The organism is Lutispora thermophila DSM 19022 (assembly GCF_900142105.1).
In the GTDB taxonomy this organism is placed as follows: Bacteria; Bacillota; Clostridia; order Lutisporales; family Lutisporaceae; genus Lutispora; species Lutispora thermophila.
Genome location: NZ_FQZS01000010.1, coordinates 1 through 19,906 on the forward strand (window position 1 = coordinate 1; position 19,906 = coordinate 19,906).

28 protein-coding genes and 1 pseudogene are annotated in these 19,906 nt (G+C 50.9%); 27 read left to right on the plus strand and 2 right to left on the minus strand.

The genetic code is table 11. The features are described 5' to 3' along the window. On the minus strand, positions 1 to 252 hold a 252-nt coding region (locus BUB48_RS07985; RefSeq protein ID WP_073025720.1), incomplete at its 3' end, for a transposase. 71 nt (positions 253 to 323) lie between these two features. Between BUB48_RS07985 and BUB48_RS19115 the strand changes: the two are divergent. From BUB48_RS19115 to BUB48_RS08110, 25 genes and pseudogenes are all read left to right on the plus strand, one after another. Further along, positions 324 to 608, plus strand: a pseudogene (locus tag BUB48_RS19115) (ATPase); the annotation flags it as partial. A 19-nt stretch (positions 609 to 627) separates the two neighbouring features. Beyond that, entirely contained in the window at positions 628 to 936 is a 309-nt protein-coding gene (locus BUB48_RS07995) for a hypothetical protein (RefSeq protein ID WP_073025721.1), read from the plus strand. Beyond that, positions 936 to 1,448 (plus strand): host-nuclease inhibitor Gam family protein, encoded by a 513-nt coding sequence (locus BUB48_RS08000; protein ID WP_073025722.1) that lies wholly within the window; start codon positions 936 to 938, stop codon positions 1,446 to 1,448. The genes BUB48_RS07995 and BUB48_RS08000 overlap by 1 nt, the downstream gene beginning before the upstream one ends. Before the next feature lie 12 nt (positions 1,449 to 1,460). Then, on the plus strand, positions 1,461 to 1,925 hold the full coding sequence (locus tag BUB48_RS08005) for a regulatory protein GemA (protein WP_073025723.1): 465 nt from the start codon (positions 1,461 to 1,463) through the stop codon (positions 1,923 to 1,925). Beyond that, positions 1,912 to 2,145, plus strand: coding sequence for a hypothetical protein (locus BUB48_RS08010; protein WP_073025724.1), 234 nt, complete (start codon positions 1,912 to 1,914; stop codon positions 2,143 to 2,145). The genes BUB48_RS08005 and BUB48_RS08010 overlap by 14 nt, the downstream gene beginning before the upstream one ends. Continuing rightward, positions 2,146 to 3,636 carry an N-acetylmuramoyl-L-alanine amidase gene (locus BUB48_RS08015; RefSeq protein ID WP_073025725.1) on the plus strand — a complete coding sequence of 497 codons (1,491 nt, stop codon included), beginning with the start codon at positions 2,146 to 2,148 and terminating at the stop codon, positions 3,634 to 3,636. Positions 3,637 to 3,654: 18 nt separating this feature from the next. Beyond that, a complete protein-coding gene (locus BUB48_RS08020; protein ID WP_073025726.1) occupies positions 3,655 to 3,984 on the plus strand; it encodes a Mor transcription activator family protein in 330 nt (109 codons plus the stop codon). A 121-nt stretch (positions 3,985 to 4,105) separates the two neighbouring features. After that, the gene (locus tag BUB48_RS08025) at positions 4,106 to 4,540 is read left to right on the plus strand and encodes a hypothetical protein (RefSeq protein WP_073025727.1); all 435 of its coding nucleotides are present in this window, start codon (positions 4,106 to 4,108) and stop codon (positions 4,538 to 4,540) included. A 12-nt stretch (positions 4,541 to 4,552) separates the two neighbouring features. Then, positions 4,553 to 4,849 carry a hypothetical protein gene (locus BUB48_RS08030; protein ID WP_084524442.1) on the plus strand — a complete coding sequence of 99 codons (297 nt, stop codon included), beginning with the start codon at positions 4,553 to 4,555 and terminating at the stop codon, positions 4,847 to 4,849. Positions 4,850 to 4,853: 4 nt separating this feature from the next. Next, complete coding sequence (locus BUB48_RS08035; protein WP_073025728.1) at positions 4,854 to 5,168, plus strand: hypothetical protein; 315 nt, start codon at positions 4,854 to 4,856, stop codon at positions 5,166 to 5,168. Beyond that, positions 5,168 to 5,728: a DUF3486 family protein gene (locus BUB48_RS08040; protein WP_073025729.1), complete on the plus strand. Its 561-nt coding sequence runs from the start codon at positions 5,168 to 5,170 to the stop codon at positions 5,726 to 5,728. Before BUB48_RS08035 ends, BUB48_RS08040 begins: the two co-directional genes overlap by 1 nt. Further along, complete coding sequence (gene terL / locus BUB48_RS08045) at positions 5,721 to 7,481, plus strand: phage terminase large subunit (RefSeq protein WP_073025730.1); 1,761 nt, start codon at positions 5,721 to 5,723, stop codon at positions 7,479 to 7,481. The genes BUB48_RS08040 and terL overlap by 8 nt, the downstream gene beginning before the upstream one ends. A gap of 14 nt (positions 7,482 to 7,495) precedes the next feature. After that, positions 7,496 to 9,106, plus strand: a complete 1,611-nt coding sequence (locus BUB48_RS08050) for a DUF935 domain-containing protein (protein WP_073025731.1) — start codon at positions 7,496 to 7,498, stop codon at positions 9,104 to 9,106. After that, positions 9,099 to 9,839, plus strand: coding sequence for a phage head morphogenesis protein (locus BUB48_RS08055; protein ID WP_073025732.1), 741 nt, complete (start codon positions 9,099 to 9,101; stop codon positions 9,837 to 9,839). Before BUB48_RS08050 ends, BUB48_RS08055 begins: the two co-directional genes overlap by 8 nt. A 138-nt stretch (positions 9,840 to 9,977) precedes the next feature. Beyond that, the gene (locus BUB48_RS08060; protein ID WP_073025733.1) at positions 9,978 to 11,033 is read left to right on the plus strand and encodes a phage protease; all 1,056 of its coding nucleotides are present in this window, start codon (positions 9,978 to 9,980) and stop codon (positions 11,031 to 11,033) included. A 1-nt stretch (position 11,034) separates the two neighbouring features. Continuing rightward, positions 11,035 to 11,448 carry a hypothetical protein gene (locus BUB48_RS08065; RefSeq protein WP_073025734.1) on the plus strand — a complete coding sequence of 138 codons (414 nt, stop codon included), beginning with the start codon at positions 11,035 to 11,037 and terminating at the stop codon, positions 11,446 to 11,448. A 27-nt stretch (positions 11,449 to 11,475) separates the two neighbouring features. After that, positions 11,476 to 12,363 (plus strand): Mu-like prophage major head subunit gpT family protein, encoded by an 888-nt coding sequence (locus BUB48_RS08070; protein ID WP_073025735.1) that lies wholly within the window; start codon positions 11,476 to 11,478, stop codon positions 12,361 to 12,363. A 47-nt stretch (positions 12,364 to 12,410) separates the two neighbouring features. After that, entirely contained in the window at positions 12,411 to 12,827 is a 417-nt protein-coding gene (locus BUB48_RS08075) for a gp436 family protein (protein ID WP_242944184.1), read from the plus strand. Continuing rightward, on the plus strand, positions 12,828 to 13,328 hold the full coding sequence (locus BUB48_RS08080) for a phage virion morphogenesis protein (RefSeq protein ID WP_073025737.1): 501 nt from the start codon (positions 12,828 to 12,830) through the stop codon (positions 13,326 to 13,328). Positions 13,329 to 13,330: 2 nt separating this feature from the next. Further along, entirely contained in the window at positions 13,331 to 13,843 is a 513-nt protein-coding gene (locus BUB48_RS08085) for an SON protein (RefSeq protein WP_073025738.1), read from the plus strand. Beyond that, positions 13,833 to 14,051, plus strand: a complete 219-nt coding sequence (locus BUB48_RS08090; protein ID WP_073025739.1) for a hypothetical protein — start codon at positions 13,833 to 13,835, stop codon at positions 14,049 to 14,051. Before BUB48_RS08085 ends, BUB48_RS08090 begins: the two co-directional genes overlap by 11 nt. Next, entirely contained in the window at positions 14,052 to 15,482 is a 1,431-nt protein-coding gene (locus tag BUB48_RS08095; RefSeq protein ID WP_073025740.1) for a DUF2586 domain-containing protein, read from the plus strand. 18 nt (positions 15,483 to 15,500) lie between these two features. Further along, on the plus strand, positions 15,501 to 15,938 hold the full coding sequence (locus tag BUB48_RS08100; protein ID WP_073025741.1) for a hypothetical protein: 438 nt from the start codon (positions 15,501 to 15,503) through the stop codon (positions 15,936 to 15,938). A 34-nt stretch (positions 15,939 to 15,972) separates the two neighbouring features. Further along, a complete protein-coding gene (locus BUB48_RS08105) occupies positions 15,973 to 16,353 on the plus strand; it encodes a DUF6848 family protein (RefSeq protein ID WP_073025742.1) in 381 nt (126 codons plus the stop codon). A 17-nt stretch (positions 16,354 to 16,370) separates the two neighbouring features. Further along, positions 16,371 to 16,559, plus strand: coding sequence for a hypothetical protein (locus BUB48_RS08110; protein ID WP_073025743.1), 189 nt, complete (start codon positions 16,371 to 16,373; stop codon positions 16,557 to 16,559). Positions 16,560 to 16,577: 18 nt separating this feature from the next. On the opposite strand, the gene BUB48_RS08115 is transcribed toward BUB48_RS08110, so the two are convergent. Beyond that, positions 16,578 to 16,817 carry a hypothetical protein gene (locus BUB48_RS08115; protein WP_073025744.1) on the minus strand — a complete coding sequence of 80 codons (240 nt, stop codon included), beginning with the start codon at positions 16,815 to 16,817 and terminating at the stop codon, positions 16,578 to 16,580. A gap of 51 nt (positions 16,818 to 16,868) precedes the next feature. On the opposite strand from BUB48_RS08115, the gene BUB48_RS08120 reads away from it, so the two are divergent. Further along, positions 16,869 to 19,307, plus strand: coding sequence for a phage tail tape measure protein (locus tag BUB48_RS08120; RefSeq protein WP_073025745.1), 2,439 nt, complete (start codon positions 16,869 to 16,871; stop codon positions 19,305 to 19,307). 2 nt (positions 19,308 to 19,309) lie between these two features. Next, positions 19,310 to 19,900, plus strand: a complete 591-nt coding sequence (locus BUB48_RS08125; protein WP_073025746.1) for a transcriptional regulator — start codon at positions 19,310 to 19,312, stop codon at positions 19,898 to 19,900. Positions 19,901 to 19,906 lie beyond the last annotated feature (6 nt).

A 19,906-nucleotide genomic window follows, 5' to 3' on the forward strand; every position in this document is an offset into this window, starting at 1 on the left:
CATGGCTTTTTTTAGTATTTCATTTTCCTCTTCTAGCCTTGCTATCTTCTTTAACATGACTTGATAGTCGGCTGTTGTCACGGTTTTATCTTTATCAATTACTACTGGTTTGGCTTTGTTTAACCATGTCACCATTGTTGATTTTGGTATGCCATATTCACGAGCTAAATCTGCTAGCGGCTTTCCTGAATTATATAGCTCTACTATAGTATCTTTAAATTCTTTGGTGTAATGTTTTTGACCTCTTCCCATTGTAGACACTTCCTTTCACTTCTTATTTTAAATCGTTCGAACTTCTGTGTCTACAAAACTATACTAACACTAAAGCTCAAATAAAGACCTACCTCACCCGCTTCGCGAATCGCGTTGACTTTTATGCGAGTCTCAAGGGGCTCTCCGGCAAAGAAGTCGAGAAGTTCCTCGAAGGTTACGAGGTCGATGAGGAGGCTCTTACAGAACTGAAGGCCAGAGCTTGCAACCATCAAACAGGTTGCTTCCGACTGCTCGACCGCACGCTCAACAATGTTTTCCGCATCCTTAAGGAGCGCGGGGAGACCAGAATCACACTCAACATCATCAATCAAGCATCTAACATGATGATGCTTTAAGAACGAAGGGGGATAAACAATGAGAAGCACAGCAGCACTTAAAATCGAGGAGGCCGTAACGGTCGGCCTCACCTGCCTCGAACAGGGGCTCGACAGCAAGGCGACAGTCAAAGAAAACATACTCAGAGCAGTCTCGATGAACTGCCTCCCCATCAGGGAGGTCAAGTCCGTCGAAGAGCTCCCGGTTGAAGTCTTTGAACTGTTTCACAGGCAGCTCGGCCTCGGGTTCGAGGTTCAGGCCGGGAAGGTGGTCGGGGTGAACTTCACTGACCCTGAAGGAAAACTCGTAACCGCCACACTATCAGGCGTTGAAAGGGGTGAAAACTAATGGCAAGAACAAGAATCAAGGAGGCTCCGGTCTTCAAGTCATGGGAAGAGGTTGACGCCGCCCTCAAGGAAATCGCCGAGGCGGAGCTCGACCTTCTGGACATAGAGGGCGAAATGAACAAGCAGATTCAGGGTATTAAGCTCACGGCGGCGAAGGAGGCGAAGCCCCTGCAAGACCGCATCGACGCCCTCGGTAAAGACATTAAAGCATTTGTCGAGGAACACCGGGGCGAACTTGACGGGAAAACAAAGGTTCTCAACTTCGGGAAGACGGGCTTCCGCATGAGCACGAAGGTCATCCTCCCCAAGGCGAAGGAGAAGCTCGCGGCAATCATCAAGAATCTTAAGGCCCGCAAGATGAACGACTGTATCATAGTCACGGAAACCGTCAACAAAGATGTCCTCAAAAAGTACACCGAGGACGAAATCCTCCGGGTCGGGGCATCACTGAAAAAAGAAGACGTCTTTTGGTATGAAACCGACCGAGAGAAGCTGCAACTTTTGCGGCAGTAAGGAGGGCGGCTCATGGCAGGGAAAACACACGGGGGGCGCAATCGCCCCCGCTGCTCTATCCGCACAATTTGGGGGCTTGCGAAATCCCCGGAGCTCCTCCTTGATGATGAAGACCTGTATGGCATCATCGGGCGGGAGACAGGCAAGGACAGCATGAGGAAGCTGACGCAAGGCGAAATTGATAAAGTGTGCCGGGTACTCTCCAACATGAAGGACAGCGTCAACCGGGCCGCGCGCGGTAAGCGGACGGACGAAGGCGGCAATCCTCAGACTGAGAAGCTCCGCCGCAAGATTTACGCCCTCACCGGGGAGCTCGGCTGGAATAACAATAATGAGCGAATTAACGGCTTTGTCAAAAAGATGTTCAAGGTCGACCGCATCGAATGGCTGACGGTTCCGCAATGTCACAAGGTCATTGAGGCTCTAAAGAAGATGGTCGACAGGAAGGAGGAAGAACAGCAGCATGAAAACACATGAGCTTGCAATCAAAGAAATCATCAAGGCACACGAAGAGCTCGGGCAGCCGATGACGAAAAGCGATAAGAAGGCACTTGAGGAACTCAACGGTTTTCAACTCATACAGGAGCTTCAAATGACCCGAGAAATGCTTGATGTACGGCAGCGTCGGGAACTTCTTAGGATGACACAGGAGCTTGTAGAGCTCCAGAAAGCACAATTCATGAAGGAAGGTGAATAAATGAAACGAGTAACAATCGACCCCGGACATGCTCCGGGAAATGTCAATAGAGGCCCTACAGGGTATTATGAATATGCCGGAATGTGGAAGCTGTCTAACTATCTGAAAAACGCACTCACAAGATGCGGCATAGACGTAATACTCACAAGGTCAGAAAAAGAAGACCCGAGCCTCGATGAGCGCGGAAAGCGAGCCAAAGGGAGCGATGTCTTCATCAGCGAACACTCTAACGCCGCCAACGGCAAGGCTCGCGGAGTAGAATGCTTCTATTCTGTCCGCATCCCCCAAGACAAGATGTGGGCTGGAAAGCTTTCGGCAGCGGCCTCGAAGGTCATGGGAAATAACGACCGGGGAGCCAAAACAAAAGAATCAGAGACAACCAAGGGATATGATTATTACGGAGTCATCCGATCCGCTGTGGCTGCTGGCGTGCCTCATGTATTCCTGATTGAAAACGGGTTCCACGATAACACAGCGGATGAGGCATTCCTAAAAGTGGACGCCAACCTTGAAAGTATAGCCGAAGCTCAAGCGAGGGTCATTTGCGAGCTCCTCGGCGTGAAGTACATCGAAAAGGGTGCGACTCCTACAGAGCAGCTCTATAGGGTACGGAAAACCTGGGAAGATGCAAAGACTCAAGTCGGAGCCTTTAGAGTCCTTGAAAACGCCAAGGCGGAATGCGACAAGCATCCGGGATATAGCGTCTTTGATGAGAAGGGCCAGAAGGTGCACCCTCCTTCCTCACCTGTGCCGCAGCCGCCGAAGGAAGAGTCAAAGGAACAAGGGACTCTTATCATGGGAAAGACGGAGGCTACAACGGCGCAGATGGTAGCCTACGCGCTGAAAGGAAATTCGAAACCTCTCCTCCCCTTCTGTACTATTGAGGAACTGGCGGAGATATTCATCGAGGAGGCAGAACTTGAAGGCGTGAGAGCTGATGTCGCCTGGGCTCAGTCTCTCAAGGAAACAGGGTATTTCAAATATGGCGGCATCGTCCTTCCTGAACAAAACAATTACGCAGGCATTGGCGCGGTAAACGGAAACAGCCAGGGGCAGGCCGCAAGCTTCGAGAGCCCGAGGCTTGGAGTCAGGGCGCAAATACAACACCTGAAGGCGTATGCCAGCACAGAAGCATTAAAGCAGCCTTGTGTTGACCCTCGCTTTAACTTGGTCAAGAGAGGCTCTGCAATATATGTCGAGTGGCTGGGAGCCGGAGACAATCCCAACGGGGTTGGATGGGCATATCCAGGCAAAGGATACGGGGCCGACATTATCAAGATACTCAATGCTATAACAAAAGAGCCTGTTACCCCCTCTCCTCCCCAGGAAAAGCAGGACGATACTTCAAACCTTCCCCAGTGGCAGCGCGACGGCTTTGACAAGCTGGTTGCAGCGGGCGTCATTAAAAGCCCGGAATACTGGGCAACTAAGCTCAATGACACAATTACGGTCGGGGAGGTCTTCGGGATACTCGGCGGAATGTATAAATAGGATTCGGGAGGTTGAGATATGGACGCATTAGCGAGAGAACTCACGCTCGAACAGATTCCCGAGGGCCTTTACAGGGAGATAGCGGAAGCAATCGGCGTCGGGAATTTTGTCAAGCTTACACAGCTCGTCGGTGGTTCAACAATATATCTGCCGAAGACTGAAAGCATCGTCCGCCCGGTCAGAGATGCGAAGATTAGAGAGGAGTTCAACGGATACAATCACATGGAGCTTGCTAAAAAGTACGATGTAACCGAGCGATGGGTACGGCAGCTATGCGGCGACGGCCACGCCGAAGGACAGCTTTCTCTCTTTGATTTTCAAGACCAGGGGGACGAAAAGGCCGTGTAATAGGAAATAATTCTCAGAAGTGCTACGCATATAAACTTCACAAAGGCAAAGATAAGATAAAACCATAGGAGCTACGCTCCTATGGTTTTATTATTCCCAATTTTGCAAAGGAGGAGTCAAGATGCAAACCATTCAGACAATGGCAAGCGAAGTCGTCGTCACCTTCGTCCTCGCCCTCATCGGTCTCCTTGCGGCGTTTGCCACATACGGCATCCACAAGCTGACCGAGAAGGTCAAGGCACAGACCGCGCAGCTTAAAGACGAGGAAGCGCGCCGTCTGCTAAACAATGCCCTTCAGGACGTTGAAGAGCTGACGACCGTCACCGTGGCGGCGATTGAGCAGACCACGGCGAAGAATCTCAGGGAAGCCGTCAAGGACGGCAAGGTCGACCGCTCCGAGCTTCTCGCCCTGTCGAAACAGGCGGCGGATGAAATCTCGGCGGCATTAAAGCCGGAGGCTCAAAAAATCATCGAGGAAAACCTCGGCAGCTTCAGGGATTACCTTTCCAAGCTCATTGAGGAGAAGGTGCTCGAACTGAAGGCAATGACTCAATAAAGGAGTGAGGGCATGGAAACAAGTCAAATTTTCATGTTCGCGCTCCAGACCATCACGACGCTTGTCATTGGGCTAATCGGTTGGGGCGTCAAGACCGCAATCAGCGACATGAAGGACGCAATCAAGAAAAACTCGGATGACATTGAGAAGGTCAAAACCGAGCTTTCTGAGCTTAAAAGCGACCTCCCTCTTGTCTATGTCTTGAGGGAGGACTTCATCCGGACACTCAACAACGTCGACAAGCAGATGGGCGACATGAACATGAAGCTCGACAAGATACTGCACTACAAAGTAACAAAGGAGGGGTGACAACATGGACGAAATGAATGAGCTTGAGGTAAGCCGCAATAAGGCGATTCGCGGCTACATCATCAGGAGCCTCGTCAAGGGTCATCAAAACACGCTGCTCCTCCGGCAGATAACGAACGCACTCGTCGCGGACGGAATGATTGTCTCCCCGGACATCAGCAAGCATCTCGATTATCTGAAGGAGGGCGGGTATATCACGTTTGTAGACCGCTCGGTCAACGCCTACAATGCCTACCGCAAGGATGCGGTTGTCAAGCTCACCAAGAAAGGGGTTGACCTTGTCGAGAATACAATCGAAGACCCGGGAGTTGATGTGTAATGGCTGAGAGAAGGCGGACAAGAATCAGCTCAAAAATCACACAGCTCCCGGACGACATCAAGGAGCAGCTCGACGCATTACTCCTCGACACATCCAACAGCTACAAGGATATTGCAGCATGGCTCAAGTCGGAGGGTTACAACATCAGCAAAAGCGCGGTCGGGCGGTATGCTATCCGTGCGAATCAAGCGGCGCAGCGTGTCGCCGAGACCCTTGAACGGACAAAAGCAATCGCCGCAGCCGTCGAAAAAAACCCCGACATTGACTTTACAAAGGCGTCGAGGATGGTCTTAATGGACGGCTTAATGCAGAGGGTATCAACGGCGGAGGAAGACTTCGCGGAGATGCCGCTTGACAAGGCCGGGCGGCTCATAGCCTCTCTTGCCCGTGTGGGAGTATATGAGCAGAAAGTCAAACGGGATTATAAAAGCAAGATGGAACTTGCTTTCGAGGCCCTTGAGGACGAGCTGACCAAGGCAATCAAAGCCGACCCGCAGCTCACAAAAGAGCTTCATGCAGTCCTCCAAAAGGCCCGGGAAAGGATACTGACAGATGATTAACCTCAAGGAGTACATTGCCAAGCTCGAAGAGCCGGAAGACCGCGAAGAGGTCGCAAGCAGGCAATATCAACGGGAGCTCTTCGAGAAATACGTGACACGGGAAGGCAAGCACCAGGACGAAAGAGCGCAGCTTCTGAAAGAGTATCAACAAGGAGCCGAGCTCACAGGCCCGAAGGGACTGAGAAAACGCCTTGGGGCTTTTGACCTTGAATATTTTGGCCGGGCATACCTCCCTCACTATTTTGTCAGAGAGTCCCCAAAGTTCCATGGGGAGCTTGATGGCATTTGGGAAGAGGGCGTAATGAAGGGCAAGAACGCAATCAGGGACGTGAAAGAAATCTCCCGGGCGCAAGGATGCCGGAGAGCGATTCTGGCTCCCCGTGGACATGCCAAGTCGACGACATTCACCTTCAAGGATACGCTTCACGCTTCGGCTTACGGATACAAGCATTACATCATTATCCTCTCGGACAGCTCCGAGCAGGCGGAAGGATTCCTTACCGACATTAAGACGGAATATGAGGAAAACGCAGCTCTCCGGGAAGACTTCGGGGATTTGCAGGGCAAGGTCTGGAAGGCCGGAGTCATTTTACTTTCAAACGGTGTAAAGATTGAGGCTATCGGCAGCGGCAAGAAAATCCGTGGACGGCGTCATAAACAATGGCGTCCCGACCTTATCATTTGCGACGACCTCGAAAACGACGAGAACGTCAATACCCCGGAACAGCGGAAAAAGCTCCGCGACTGGTTTTACAAAGCTGTCTCGAAGGCGGGCGACACTTACACCGATATTGTCTACATCGGGACGCTCCTTCACTTCGACGCACTGCTCGCTAATGTTGCGAAGAATCCGCAGTACAAGACGGTCAAGTATAGGGGCGTCATCAGTTTTGCAAAGAATGAAGAGCTCTGGTCGGCATGGGAGGCAATCTACACCGACCTTAACAACGACAACAGACAAGAGGACGCAAAGGCATTCTTTGAGGCGAATCGCGAGGCAATGCTCGAAGGGACAGAGGTCTTGTGGGAAGCCAAGCTCAGTTATTACGACCTTATGGTCATCCGGGTATCTGAAGGCGAGAGCAGCTTCAACAGTGAAATCCAGAACGACCCTATCGACCCTGAAAGCTGTGCTTTTAATGAGGAATGGTTCAGCTACTACAAAGACGACGAAGTTGACTTTTCGGATAACCGTTTCCTCTTTGTTGGAGCAAACGACCCATCCCTCGGCAAGAACAAGAAGAGCGACACATCGGCAATTATCGCCCTCGCGAAGGACACTCGCACGGGTTATATGTATGTGGTTGTCGCATCCATTGAGAAACGCAAACCTGATGTCATCATCGAGGATGCAATCGAGACATCAAAGCGGCTCCGCAGGGACTATAAAAAACCATTTACCAAGTTCCGGGTTGAAACGGTACAGTTCCAGCACTTTTTTAAGGACGTCATGGCACAGCGCAGTGCGGAGGCCGGAGAGTATCTCCCGATAGAGGAAGTCAACAACGTACAAAACAAAGACCTGAGAATTCAGTCTTTACAGCCGTTCGTCAAGAACGGATATATCAAATTTAATGAGAAGCACAAGACCCTCCTTCAGCAGATGAAGGAGTACCCAATGGGCAAGAACGACGACGGGCCGGACGCTCTTGAGATGGCTGTGAGGGCCGCCCTTGAGCTGAAGGTTGGAACAAAAGTCGATTACAAGTCCGTTATCAGCCGGGCTCTTAAATTCAGAAACGGATCGTATTAAGGAGGTGAGATGGATTGAGTAATAACAGACAAAAGCGGCAGCCGAAAACAACAGCCCTGAGAAGGCCAGACCTTACAGAAATAGCAGTCGCGCAGGTACAAGACAAATATTCGGACTATCCAAGCAACGGCCTCACACCAGTCAAGCTGGCAACCATCTTCAAAGAGGCGGACGCCGGGGATGTCCTCCGGCAGATGGAACTCTTCGAGGAGATGGAGGAAAAAGACCCGCATCTCTTCTCCCAGCTTCAGACCCGCAAAAATGCCGTTACTGGCCTTGATTTTGAAATCATCCCTTTTGATGCGGATAATGAGCGCGATAAGGAAATTGCCGAGTTCGTGGCGCAGGAAATCGAGAGCATCGAAAACTTTGAGGATGTGGAGATGGACTTGCTTGATGCAATCGGCAAAGGCTTCGCGGTCTCAGAAATTATGTGGGACTATGATGATGGCCGGGTTGTTGTCAAGAAAATCAAGAACAGGCATCAGAAGCGTTTCTTTTGGGACGCGGAGGACAATTTCAGGGTCGTCACCAAGGAATACCCGAGCGGCATTATCGTACCCGAGAACAAGTTTATAGTTCACCGCTACAAGGCCCGCAGTGGACATCCGTCAAGGGCTGGCGTTCTGAGGGTCGTTGCGTGGATGTACCTCTTCAAGAACTACGACTTGAAGGATTGGGTCAGCTTTTGCGAGGTCTTCGGGATGCCGCTAAGGCTCGGCAAGTACGCCCAGGGCTCAAGCGAGGAAGACAAAGCCGCTCTCATGCGAGCTCTTATACAGATTGGCTCCGATGCGGCGGGCATTATTCCGGATGGGACAGAAATCGAATTCAAGGAGTCCAGCAAGTCATCGAGCCTCGATATATATGAGCGACTCGCCCGGTACTGTGACGAGCAGATGTCAAAGGCAATCCTCGGACAGACGCTCACCAGCGACTCCGGGGGCGGAAGCTATGCACAAAGTAAGACGCACAACGAAGTCCGTCACGACCTAACGGTTGCGGACTGCAAGGCTCTTGCCGCTACGCTCAGACGCGATCTTATCCGTCCCCTCGTCCTCTTTAACTTTGGCGAAAACAGGCGTATCCCATACATCCGCTTTGATTGTGAGGAGGCCGACGACCTCAAGGAAACAGTCGACATCTATGAGAAGCTGATTTGCAACATCGGCCTCAAAGTCCCGACCGCTCATCTATACAAGAAATTCTCCATCCCGAAGCCGGAAAACGGCGAGGAAGTGGCGACACCGAGCCAGGGCTCAGCCCTACCCATCCCGATGAAGGAGCAGGCGGCGGAAGTAGTCGTCAATGACGCAACGGTAGCAGGGGCCGCCAAGGATGAGACCAAGAGAGTGGCATCCGGGGAGCTGGGTACGCAGCAGCGCATCGATAATCTTGCGACGGCGGCAACAAAACAGAGTTCGGGCCTATTTAAGAAGCTATTCGCCCCCGTTCTCAGAATGCTTGACAAAGCTGAAGACCTTGAAGCTGTCAGGAAGCTCTTTGAAAATGAGCAGTTAGTTGAGCAGCTCGCAGGAGAAATGGATGTCAGCGACATTGAGGAGCTCCTTCAAAAGGCGATGCTATTGGCAGACCTTGAGGGGCGGGTGATACGGGATGAATGAAGTCGAGAGCGTAATCTCCCGGAACAAAGAGATAACCTTTGAGGAGGCGGTCGAATACTTCGGGGGTAAAATCCCCGTCACCGCTAAGCAGTTCTATGAAATCGCGGCGGAATATCAATCCCTCGCTTTCACTGTCTCGGGTTATACAAAAGTTCAAGTCCTCAAGAAATTTCATGACGAGCTCCTCCGGGCGATTAGAGAAGGAGAAACGATGCAAAGCTTCCGGGACAGGATGAACGAGTTCCTTGAGGCCCAAGGATATGAAGGAGTTACAAATTTTCAGGCGGACAACATCTTTCGGACAAATGTGCAAACGGCCTATCAGGTTGGGCACTACCGACAGATGACTGACCCGGATGTCCTGAAGCTCCGGCCCTACTGGATGTATGATGCCGTTAACGATTCGCACACTCGCCCCTCACACCTTGCAATGGACGGGAGAGTTTTCCCGGCAGATTCACCAGTATGGGACATATGGTATCCGCCGAACGGCTTCCGCTGCCGCTGCACCGTACGCTCACTTTCTAAGAGACAGGTCGAGCAGCGGGGACTAAAGGTGGAGACGGAGGTTCCGAAGGCAGCAGAGCTCCGGGACGGACGCTTTGTAAACATCCTCCCCGACCCGAGCTTCTCAACGAATCCCGCGAAGGTACAGTTTACGCCCGACTTCAAAGGATACCCGGAGACCTTGAAAAAGGTCTTTGAGAGGAGGGAAAAAACCAAAGGTAAATAATGAGCGTTTAAAGGCCCAAATTTAATAGTTTGTCCCATCGATAAGGCAAATATACCTTGAAGAAAAGTAACGGGCGTTATAACGCGTGCTAACGGGGTTAAATGCGATTTTAAATGCAAGGTGAAGCGAGGTGAGTAAATGGCAAAATTATTTGTATGCAGCGGCGGTCAGTCAGAAGTAAACGGAGCACCAGAGAAAGTGAAGCTCCTTCCCCTCGGACACGTCAAGAGCCAAAAAGGCGACTTCAACGTCGATGAGGAAAGTTTCCGTTTGATGAAACAGGCGTTTCTCGAACGGGGCATTGATATTGTGATCGACTATGAGCATCAGACGCTCAAGGATGTACAGGCTCCGGCGGGCGGGTGGATAAAAGACCTATCTATCGAGGACGGAGCGATTGTGGCTAAAGTGGAATGGACTCCGCAGGGAAAGAAGTATCTCGAAAACCGGGAATACCGATATCTCTCACCTGTTGTCCTTGTCCGTAAGTCGGACAACAAGGCAATAGTCCTACACTCAGTAGCATTGACAAACACACCCGCCATTAACGGGATGTTCCCGATAATCAATTCCATCAAATTCAATGATTACGAAGGAGGTAACGACATGGACATTTTGAAGAAATTCGCAGCCCTGCTCGGACTCGGTGAGGATGCAACCGAAGAGCAGGTCACGGAGGCCATCAAGGCCGCTGTTGCGGATGCCAAGAAACTTAAAGAGGGCAATGAAAACAAAAATCCTGAAGGCGGTTCCGAGGTTGAAGAAAAGGTCGTCTCAAACAAGGTGATTTGCGAGATGCTCGGTTTAAAGGCCGGAGCTAAAACCGAAGACGTGGCCGCCGCAATTCTGGCCCTCAAGAACGAAAAGCCCGAGGGTATGGTCTCCGAGAAGGAGTTCAAAGAGCTCAAGGACAAAATTGCCCGCCGTGAAGCAGAGGACGCTGTCCTCATGGCCCTCAAAGCCGGAAAGCTGACTCCTGCTCAAAAGGATTGGGCGACGCAGTACGCCCTCAAAGACCCGGAGGGGTTCAGGGCGTTTGTTGAGAAGGCCCCACAGAGCGTCCCAATGGGCGAGCTCGACATCGAAACCAAGGTAAACAAAGAGGATACCTTCGACGAGGCGACGCTGCTCATCTGCAAGCAGCTCGGCGTCAGCGAAGAAGACCTCAAGAAATACGGAAAGGATGTGAGATAAGATGGCAGCACTCACAGCAGGAAGAAACACGCCGGAGTTCGCTGAAGGCGGGAAGATTATCGTACTCCCTGTAGCGGCAAATACAGTTATTTTTGACGGCAGCCTTGTTGCACTGGATGAAAACGGAAACGCCCAGCCCGCAGCTAAGGAAACCGGCCTCACGGCGGCGGGACGCGCCGAGGAATACGTCGACAACACGGGCGGGGCAGCCGGAGACAAGACCATCAGGGTCAGAAGAGGCGTCTTTGTATGGGACAATACCTCAGTTGCGGCCAATAAGGTAAAACCTGAACATGTCCTCAAGGACTGCTATATTGAGGATGACTGCACCGTCACTGCATTGGCGGATGGAAGTTCACGGGCAGGCAAAGTAATCGCAGTAACAGACGACGGTGTTGCCGTCGAGACCCTATAACAGGGAGAAAAGGAGGATTAAAGCACTATGATAGTTAACCAGCAATCACTCCGGGGTATTTTTACCGGGTTCAAGACCATCTTCAACAAAGCTTTTGAAGAGACAAAACCCCTCTATGACAGGGTAGCGACGGTTGTCCCTTCCGTTACAGGTGAAGAGAATTACAAATGGCTCGGCACTATCCCCATGATGAGGGAATGGATTGGAGACCGTCAGATTAAGTCTTTGACAGCGTCCGATTACACTATCAAAAACAAGGACTTCGAGGTCACGGTCGGCGTTTCCCGCAACGACATCGAGGATGACCGCATCGGACTCTATACTCCAGCGATTCAATCCCTCGGACAGAGCGCGGCTCTTCATCCCGACGAGCTTGTCTTCGCGCTGCTCCCGGGCGGATTCACCAACAAATGCTATGACGGGCAGCCGTTTTTCTCGGACGCCCACAAGGTCGGCAAAAAGACCTTCAGTAACAAGGGTACGGCCAAGCTTTCGCCGGAATCCTATGCAGCGGCAAGAGCGGCAATCATGTCGATAACCGACGAGCACGGCAAGCCGCTTAAGATTGTCCCCGACTTGCTTGTGGTCGGCCCGGCTTTAGAGACCGAGGGAAGAAAAATTCTCCTCGCTGACCAGATTGAGGGCACAACGAACATCTTGAAGGGAACAGCGGAGCTGTTGGTTGTTCCTGACCTGGCCGGATATGATACGATGTGGTTCTTGCTCTGCACCAAGAAACCCATCAAGCCGCTCATTTATCAAGAGAGACAAAAGGCGAAGTTTGTAAGCCTGACCAACGAGACCGATGAGAATGTTTTCATGAGAAAAGAATTCCTCTATGGAGCCGATTCTCGTGGAAATTCCGGGTATGCCTTCTGGCAAATGGCCTACGGCAGCGACGGCTCGGCAGCGTAAAGGAGTGAGTCGGCGTGGCATATTGCGACATCGCAGAAGTCCGCTCCATGCTTAAGGATGACGCCCTCAACACCATCATCGGCAGCGACTACATAGAAGACGAGGCCGAACGCGAGGCAAAAATCATCCCTATTATTGAAGCGGCAATCGCGGATGCTGGGGCGGAGATTGACGGATACCTTGCCAAGAGGTACACGCTCCCCCTCTCCCCTGTCCCGCAGGTTATCAAGAAGTTTGCAAAGGACATCGCCGTCTATAACCTATATTCCCGCATCGGCATCGACGAGAACGACCGTGAAAAGAACTACCTAAATCGATACAAGGCGGCTATTCGGTTCTTTGAATTGCTGGCGGAGGGAAAAGTCGAAATCGGAGCCGTCGACACCACCACTGCAGCGCGAACGGGCTTCTCTGTCGCATCAAGTCCGCGTCTCTTCTCACGGGACAGCCTGAAGGGGATGTAAATGTACAGCATAAGACTTGACGGCGACACAAGAAGGCTGATGAAAAGGCTCCGACAGCTCGCGGACATCGACAAAAAAGGCATCAACGCCGCTATTGCCGAGGCTGTCCGCGAGTCGACCGTAGAACGGTTCCGAACGGAAAAAGGCCCGGACGGGAAGAAGTGGAAACAGTCCATCAGGGCGGTACAGGAAGGCGGCGTCACGCTTGTTGAAACCGCAGGACTCAAGAATTCCATCAAGTCGAAGTCCGATGCCTCCGGGTTCGCGGTCGGTACGAACAAAATATATGCGTCAACGCACCAGTTCGGAGCCAAAAACCGAAGAATCACCATCCGGGCCAAGACCTCGAAGGGTCTTGTCTTCCAAGTGGGTGGCCGCTGGATTCGGAAGAAACAAGTTACTGTCAGAATCAACATCCCGGCCCGCCCCTTCCTTGGTCTGAGCGATGATGATATGCAAGAAATCAAGGGCACTCTTGAGGATTACTTCAGGGAGGATTAGAAATGTTTACGGAATGCAGGGAGCATCTTATCGAAAAATTGAAGGAAGCAGGAATCCGTTCAAGACCCTACACAAGCATGAAAAAACTCCGTGCGTCCCAGGAGGCCCACGTTGGGGCCGTACTCTTCGAGGAGGAAACCTTCGACCGAAGCGGCGCAAAAACCATATACAGAGACCAAACAGGCGCGCAGCATAAGAGGCGTAAGGTTTTCTCCCGAGAGACGACCTTCAGCGTGATAATCGGAGACCCTGACCCTAAACGGACGGAGGAAATCTTTGAGGCGTTTCTCGGGGCTCTTGATAAGGGTATCTACATCGACGGGAACTATACCCCGATTGAGGTCACGGAGGCAGAGTGGGTCGACGAGGATGACAGCATCCTGAAGTCAAAAGTCGCCGTCAATGTCAAAATCAAATTCATGGGCGGCGTTTATAAGGATACGGACTTCGCAAAACTCACGGAGGTCGAAGTCGAATCAGTTATTAAGGGAAAGGAGACTCAACATGGCGAGTAAAAACCAACAGCCGGAAACGGTTGACACAATAGCTCCAAAGCTTTTTAGCATTGAGGAGCTCAAAGACAAGAAAAAAACGCCCGCCCCCATCTTCAGCGGCATGTGTGCCGCTCTCGGATGGAAGCCGGGCAAGATGGTCACGGAGGAAGATTACGACGCAGCAGTCGGGAAATTCTCCGGCAGTCCCATCGGAAAGAAGGTGAAATAAGTGCTCAGAGACGTTACAACAAAAATTTCAGACGGCCTGCTCGGTCTGGCAACAGAAAAGGGCGAGGGCGTCCATGTAAAAATCGGCGTATCCCCTGTTACGTCGGACACGCCTATCATCATTACGGGCAACATGACGGCGGCCAAAATCAAGGAACGCCTCGGTCTGAGCCCTCTTGCTGATAAGGTGATGGATTCTGTGGAGAACGGTTCAAACAGGATTTTCTGCATCCCGGTCGCGGCATCCACGGCAGGAAGCCTGGGAACGGTCGAAAAGACAGGCTCGGGGTCAGGTTCTCTATCTGTTGACGGCAGCCCCTACAATGCCTTTGATGTGATTATCAAAATCACCGGGCAGGGTCGCAGAAATACTGCCTTATTCGTATATTCGATTGACGGCGGGTACAGCTATTCCGACGAGTTTACGGTGCCACTGACGGGAGCTTTTGAAATCCCCTTGACGGGCCTGACCGTGATGTTTACAGACGGGCCTGAGCCCAATGAGGAGACATCCTTCCTTGTGGGCGATGCGTTCAATTTCAAGACAACTGCCCCCACCATGACCAACGCCGACGCGCTTGCGGCCATCGACAAACTCAAGAACTTCAATGAGTCCTATGAATTAGTTCATATCGTCGGGGAGTCGCAGAAAGCGTTATGGTCGGCGGTGTCTGAAAAGCAGCAGGAACTCGCATCCGTTTACCACAAACCCCTTCTCTTCGTGCTTGAGGCATACCCCCCTGATGATGGTGAGGATGTGGCGGATTATGCTTTGAGGCTTGAGGCAGACAAGAAGGACATTAAGAACACAGATATTCAGGTTGTGGCAGCACGCTCCCTCTATATCGGCATGGACGGCGTTACAAGAGAAATCAACAACGCTGGAATCGTCTGCGGCCTATATTCTAAAACCAAAGTCCATCAAAGCATCGGCAAAACCCGGGATACGGCGGGCATGGGAATCTCTAAAGGCAAGATGCTTGAACTCCGACCAGCAGGGATTGAGGATTACATCGAGCTGCTCGATAATGCGAAATACCTCACATTCCGGGAATACGACGGGCTTGAGGGCTTCTTTGTTACCAATGCCCGCGTCATGTCCCCGGATGGTTCGGATTATCGCTATGCCGAGGACGTCCGGGTTAAGAATAAAATCATCAGGGAAGTCCGCAAAGAGGGCCTTCAGCTCTTGCAGGACGACATTGACCTTGAGGATGTGCAGAATGAGCTCGAAACAAGGGCAAAGTTCATGCAAAAGCCTCTTGACGACATGGTCAAGCTGAAGGAAATCTCCTCGGCCACAATCATAGTCCCGGAAGGACAAGACATCATCGCGACTGAGAAAATGTCCGTCATCATTCGCTATGTGTCCAGGGGTTATATCAGGGAAATCGAAGTTGACCTCGGCAGAACGAAGCCGAGCGCGAGCTAAGAAGGGAGGCTTGTTTAGATGTCACTGAAAGTAAACGGCAAAACATACGATTGGGCCGACGTCGACATAAAGCTCCCGGGCCTCTCGATTGAATTTCAGGAAATCTCCTACGACGACGAGCTCGAAAAGGAGCTCGCATACGGCAAGGGCCAGAAACCGAGAGGATACGGAGAAGGCAACTACAAGGCGGAAGGCAAGGTCACCCTCCTCCGCGATGATTATGACACGCTACTTGACTATTGCAAAAGTAAAGGGGTTCCGCTCTTCAAGCTTGTCATTCCGAAGATTGTCGTCTCCTATGCCAATGAGGGAGACCGTACAAGGAGCGATGTGCTCAATACCGTCACTTTCACCAAGCGCAGCAACAAGGCAGCCCAGGGAGACAAAAGCATCAAGGTCGACCTGGATATGCTCATTGTGGACGGTATCGAGAGCGACGGCGTTAAAGCCCTGTAATATCTCAAAATAATTGTCAAAGGAGGATTATGTAATGGAAGATAAGAGCATTAAAGCTAACGAGGCTGAGACAAAAAAAGGCGGGTCGGCGGCACTTAACCCCGAGGAGCTCAAAGCAAAATACGGTAAGGTTTATCAGCTTGATTTAACCCTAACCCCGGATGATGACACAGAAATAGAGGTCTCCTATATCTTTAAGAAGCCGACTACGGCAAGCTATGACCGCTATGTCAAGACAGCATCCAACGGGATGACAAAGGCCCTTAAGACTTTTATGTTTGACAACATCATCCCTGAACACCGCGACAAATTGGAGGCCGACCTTGAGGAATATCCGGCTCTTACCCTGAGCGCGGGTGAGAAACTGCTCTCTATGCTCGGACTGTCTAAAACCGCAAATTTAATGAAGCTGTAGAAGAGCAGCTCGGGAGGGTGAGGACGGATTTTATTGAAGCGGCAACGCTTGAGATATACAGGTTCGTCCCCCCTGCTCTTCTGCCGGATAATATCGGGGAGCTGGATTTTGAGGAATTCATTGCGCTCCTCGCCCGGGCAAGATACATCGAAGAGGTTGAGGAGGACATTATTGCGAGGGCTATCTCGAAGGTGTTCTCGGAATAAAAGAGCCGACCTCTTTCATTAAAAGGTCGGCTTCTGTCCCGTAATCCATGCTTTATATAATTTGGTCGCGTTCCTTGCAGCCTGGAAGATGTTTTCTTTATCCTTGTCCTTCTGTCTCCCCATCGTGTTTTGATGGCCTACCCACAAGGCATAAGGGATTGTGTAGGCCATAAGCGGGACATATACAAGGACGGAGATGGCAGCTCCGGCGCACAGGGCGAATATAAGAACTTTAAGCATCACGATTATTAAGGTCATGGAAATCCCTCCTTTGCCTAATTATACCATAAGGAAGGGGTGAAAAATAGTTTGAGTTTAGAATCCGTTTTTAAGCTGTCCCTCATCATGAATATGGTCGACCATCTGACAGGCCCGATGGCCCGAGTACAGTCTTCGGTCGGCGGCTCTGTCTCGAAGCTGGAAAGTATGGAGCAGACCTTCGGCGACATGACCAAGACTGGGGCCGCAATGGCAGGAATTGGCGCGCAGATTACCGATGCAGCTCTCGCCCCGGTTGCAGCAACATTTGAAACAAGAAGGGCACTCGGAGAATTAACAGCTATGGGTGTAAAAGACCTAAAGACCCTTGAAAGTGCTGCAAAAGAATTCTCTGATACATGGTCAGGGACGACAAAAGCTGAATTCTTATCGGCTGCTATTGACATAAAAGGCGGTATAGACGCCCTCAACGAAGAAGGGATAGCAGCGTATACGGAAATGGCCGGTTTAACCGCTAAAGCTACGGGTTCTACAATCGGCGAAATGACCTCTTTGTTTGCTACAGGATACGGGATTTACAAGGATTTTTACTCTGACTTGTCTGACATTGAGTTCGGAGAGATTTTTTCGGCTGGCATAGCTCAAGCAATCCTCACATTCAAAGCAAGTGGTTCAAGTATGGCTCAGTCCATCACTGCACTCGGAGCAGCAGCTACGACGGCGAACGTGCCACTCGAAGAGCAGCTTACTGTCCTTGGTATGCTACAAGCGACAATGTCAGGTTCGGAAGCTGGTACAAAGTACAGGGCTTTTTTAAGAACGGCTGCCAAAGCGGGTGAAGAGCTCGGACTTTCGTTTTTGGATGCAAACAAGCAATTACGCTCCATGCCTGAAATATTGGGTGTAATGAAGGCGAAATACGGAGAAACGCTTGATGCTATGGAAAAGCAGGAAATCCAAAAGGCATTCGGTAGCGACGAGGCGGTTGCGTTGATTGACCTTTTATACAGCAAGACAGACGACTTGCAGAGCAACATCCTCACTTTATATGACTCTATGGGGAAAGGTACGGAAGTCACTAAAGAGATGGCGTCGGCCATCAATCAAACGGAGCCCGAAAGGTTTCGTGTTTTACAGCAGCGCATCCAGAATGTAAAAGAGTCCATCGGTAACAGCCTCCTCCCTACTATCAACGAGTTAATGGGGAAAGGTGAGCAAATTCTCACAAAGGTTGACTCATGGATTGCAAACAACCAAGAGCTTGTCAAAGTTATTATGCTCATAGTACTTGCGCTCGGCGGATTTTTGATGGTGGCCGGGACGACGATTACAATCGTTGGTGGCGTGGGCCTTGTGTTCACGAAGACGGCGGGACTTGCTACAGGATTTTACCGTGCGGTAAAAGGAATTCCCGACCTGCTTGAGACTATTCAAATTAGGGCCTTATATGCAGGTGATAGTCTAAAGAGAGGTTTCGGAGCAGTCAAGACTTTTGCCTCGTCTGCGGTAACTGGTATCAAAAATGTCGCTGTCAACATTGCGAGCATGGCGAGGACAGCAGCCATAAACGGGGTCACGGCATTAAAGAACATGGCTCTCGGACTTGTAGGGATGGCAAGACAGGCAATCACAACTGCGGTGACAGCAATGCCCGGGCTTATTGCCTCGGTATGGAGTTTCACTGCGGCCTTGCTCGCAAATCCTATCACGTGGATTATTGTAGGTATCGTTGCTTTAGTGGCTGCCATTATCCTGCTCTGGCGAAATTGGGACTCCGTGGTCTCATGGATACAAGGCGTTTGGAACGGTTTCGTCAATGGCATCAAAGCCGGGTTTGACTGGATTCGGAATCTCTTCTCAGGAATGCCGACCTGGCTGCAAATAGCAATCGCCGCCTTTATGCCGTTTATAGGAATTCCGATGCTCATTATCACGCATTGGGATGCGATTGTCGGGTTCTTTACTAACCTATGGAGCCGGGTCAAGGATGCCTTTGTCAACGGTATCAATGCGGTAAAGAACTTCTTCTTAGGGATTCCCGAGTGGTTCAGACAGAGTGGCGCGAAAATCATTGACACACTTGTCGAAGGCATCAAAAGCGCGGCTATGAAACCCGTCGAGGCGGTAAAAGGCATCTTTCAGAAGGTTAGAAATCTCCTTCCATTCTCGGACGCGAAGGAGGGGCCACTTTCTGAGTTGACACTTTCGGGACAAAGAACAATGTCCACGCTGGCTCAGGGTATCGAACAGGGTGCAGACCTTCCGGCTCAGGCAGTAGAGAAAGGGCTCGGAAGAATCGACACGACAGGAGGCCGGGAGCCTGTCAAAAAGGTCAACCTTAAAGAAATCTCCCGGGAGACAGAAACCTCGGAGACGACCACTGAGAGAGATAAAGGTATCAATATTGATAAGCTACTCTTAAACGTGGACTTCTCCAAAATCAAAGAACTCCCACTACTCCTCAAACTCCTCAAAGAGATTGAAGATTACGTCAACAGCAACGGGCTCGTCACTGAAGGGGAGGGATAATCTTGATATTTGTCGATGATAGTTCGATTAAAGTGAGCGGGGTTATACTCCCTGGCCTCGTCAAAAGTATAGAGGTCAAGGATGACGCTCTCATTGAAGAACAGACGGTTGAAGGAAGTTCTGTAAAAGCAAAACAGGCCGAAGGGTATGAGGATGCAAAGGTAATGATTGAGCTTATCCTCGAAGATGGCCCAGACGCCACAAAGAAAGAGAAGCTCGAAAAGATACAAAACCTTTTTAAAAAGGCAGGACAGGAGAAGCCTGTCGTTCATGAAATCATCAATGAACACACGGCAGCGCGCCGCGTAAAAAAGGTTATTTTCAAGAGCCTCAACTCCAAGGAGGAAAGCAAAAAGGAGCAGCTCACAGTGAGCCTTGAGTTCTGGTCGTACAACCCAATGACTATTAAGGCGACGAAATCAAAAGGCGGCAGCTCACAGACGGTCAATTCATCGACGGTAAGCAAACTCGACCCGGCATATCAAAGCTATTTGAGTGACCGAGGGAAGGCTCCGAAGACAAGTAATTCCCCTGCCGTGGATGACGCGAGCACAACAGCCTATGCGAACAGGCTCGCAAAGATGCCTTACTGAGGAAGT

Excerpts from the sequence above, each read along its gene's own strand:
- BUB48_RS07995 (WP_073025721.1), top strand. The coding sequence starts at position 628 with ATGAGAAGCACAGCAGCACTTAAAATCGAGGAGGCCGTAACGGTCGGC.
- BUB48_RS08000 (WP_073025722.1), top strand. The coding sequence starts at position 936 with ATGGCAAGAACAAGAATCAAGGAGGCTCCGGTCTTCAAGTCATGGGAA.
- BUB48_RS08005 (WP_073025723.1), top strand. The coding sequence starts at position 1,461 with ATGGCAGGGAAAACACACGGGGGGCGCAATCGCCCCCGCTGCTCTATC.
- BUB48_RS08010 (WP_073025724.1), top strand. The coding sequence starts at position 1,912 with ATGAAAACACATGAGCTTGCAATCAAAGAAATCATCAAGGCACACGAA.
- BUB48_RS08015 (WP_073025725.1), top strand. The coding sequence starts at position 2,146 with ATGAAACGAGTAACAATCGACCCCGGACATGCTCCGGGAAATGTCAAT.
- BUB48_RS08020 (WP_073025726.1), top strand. The coding sequence starts at position 3,655 with ATGGACGCATTAGCGAGAGAACTCACGCTCGAACAGATTCCCGAGGGC.
- BUB48_RS08025 (WP_073025727.1), top strand. The coding sequence starts at position 4,106 with ATGCAAACCATTCAGACAATGGCAAGCGAAGTCGTCGTCACCTTCGTC.
- BUB48_RS08030 (WP_084524442.1), top strand. The coding sequence starts at position 4,553 with ATGGAAACAAGTCAAATTTTCATGTTCGCGCTCCAGACCATCACGACG.
- BUB48_RS08035 (WP_073025728.1), top strand. The coding sequence starts at position 4,854 with ATGGACGAAATGAATGAGCTTGAGGTAAGCCGCAATAAGGCGATTCGC.
- BUB48_RS08040 (WP_073025729.1), top strand. The coding sequence starts at position 5,168 with ATGGCTGAGAGAAGGCGGACAAGAATCAGCTCAAAAATCACACAGCTC.
- terL (WP_073025730.1), top strand. The coding sequence starts at position 5,721 with ATGATTAACCTCAAGGAGTACATTGCCAAGCTCGAAGAGCCGGAAGAC.
- BUB48_RS08055 (WP_073025732.1), top strand. The coding sequence starts at position 9,099 with ATGAATGAAGTCGAGAGCGTAATCTCCCGGAACAAAGAGATAACCTTT.
- BUB48_RS08060 (WP_073025733.1), top strand. The coding sequence starts at position 9,978 with ATGGCAAAATTATTTGTATGCAGCGGCGGTCAGTCAGAAGTAAACGGA.
- BUB48_RS08065 (WP_073025734.1), top strand. The coding sequence starts at position 11,035 with ATGGCAGCACTCACAGCAGGAAGAAACACGCCGGAGTTCGCTGAAGGC.
- BUB48_RS08070 (WP_073025735.1), top strand. The coding sequence starts at position 11,476 with ATGATAGTTAACCAGCAATCACTCCGGGGTATTTTTACCGGGTTCAAG.
- BUB48_RS08075 (WP_242944184.1), top strand. The coding sequence starts at position 12,411 with ATGCTTAAGGATGACGCCCTCAACACCATCATCGGCAGCGACTACATA.
- BUB48_RS08080 (WP_073025737.1), top strand. The coding sequence starts at position 12,828 with ATGTACAGCATAAGACTTGACGGCGACACAAGAAGGCTGATGAAAAGG.
- BUB48_RS08085 (WP_073025738.1), top strand. The coding sequence starts at position 13,331 with ATGTTTACGGAATGCAGGGAGCATCTTATCGAAAAATTGAAGGAAGCA.
- BUB48_RS08090 (WP_073025739.1), top strand. The coding sequence starts at position 13,833 with ATGGCGAGTAAAAACCAACAGCCGGAAACGGTTGACACAATAGCTCCA.
- BUB48_RS08100 (WP_073025741.1), top strand. The coding sequence starts at position 15,501 with ATGTCACTGAAAGTAAACGGCAAAACATACGATTGGGCCGACGTCGAC.
- BUB48_RS08105 (WP_073025742.1), top strand. The coding sequence starts at position 15,973 with ATGGAAGATAAGAGCATTAAAGCTAACGAGGCTGAGACAAAAAAAGGC.
- BUB48_RS08115 (WP_073025744.1), bottom strand. The coding sequence starts at position 16,817 with ATGACCTTAATAATCGTGATGCTTAAAGTTCTTATATTCGCCCTGTGC.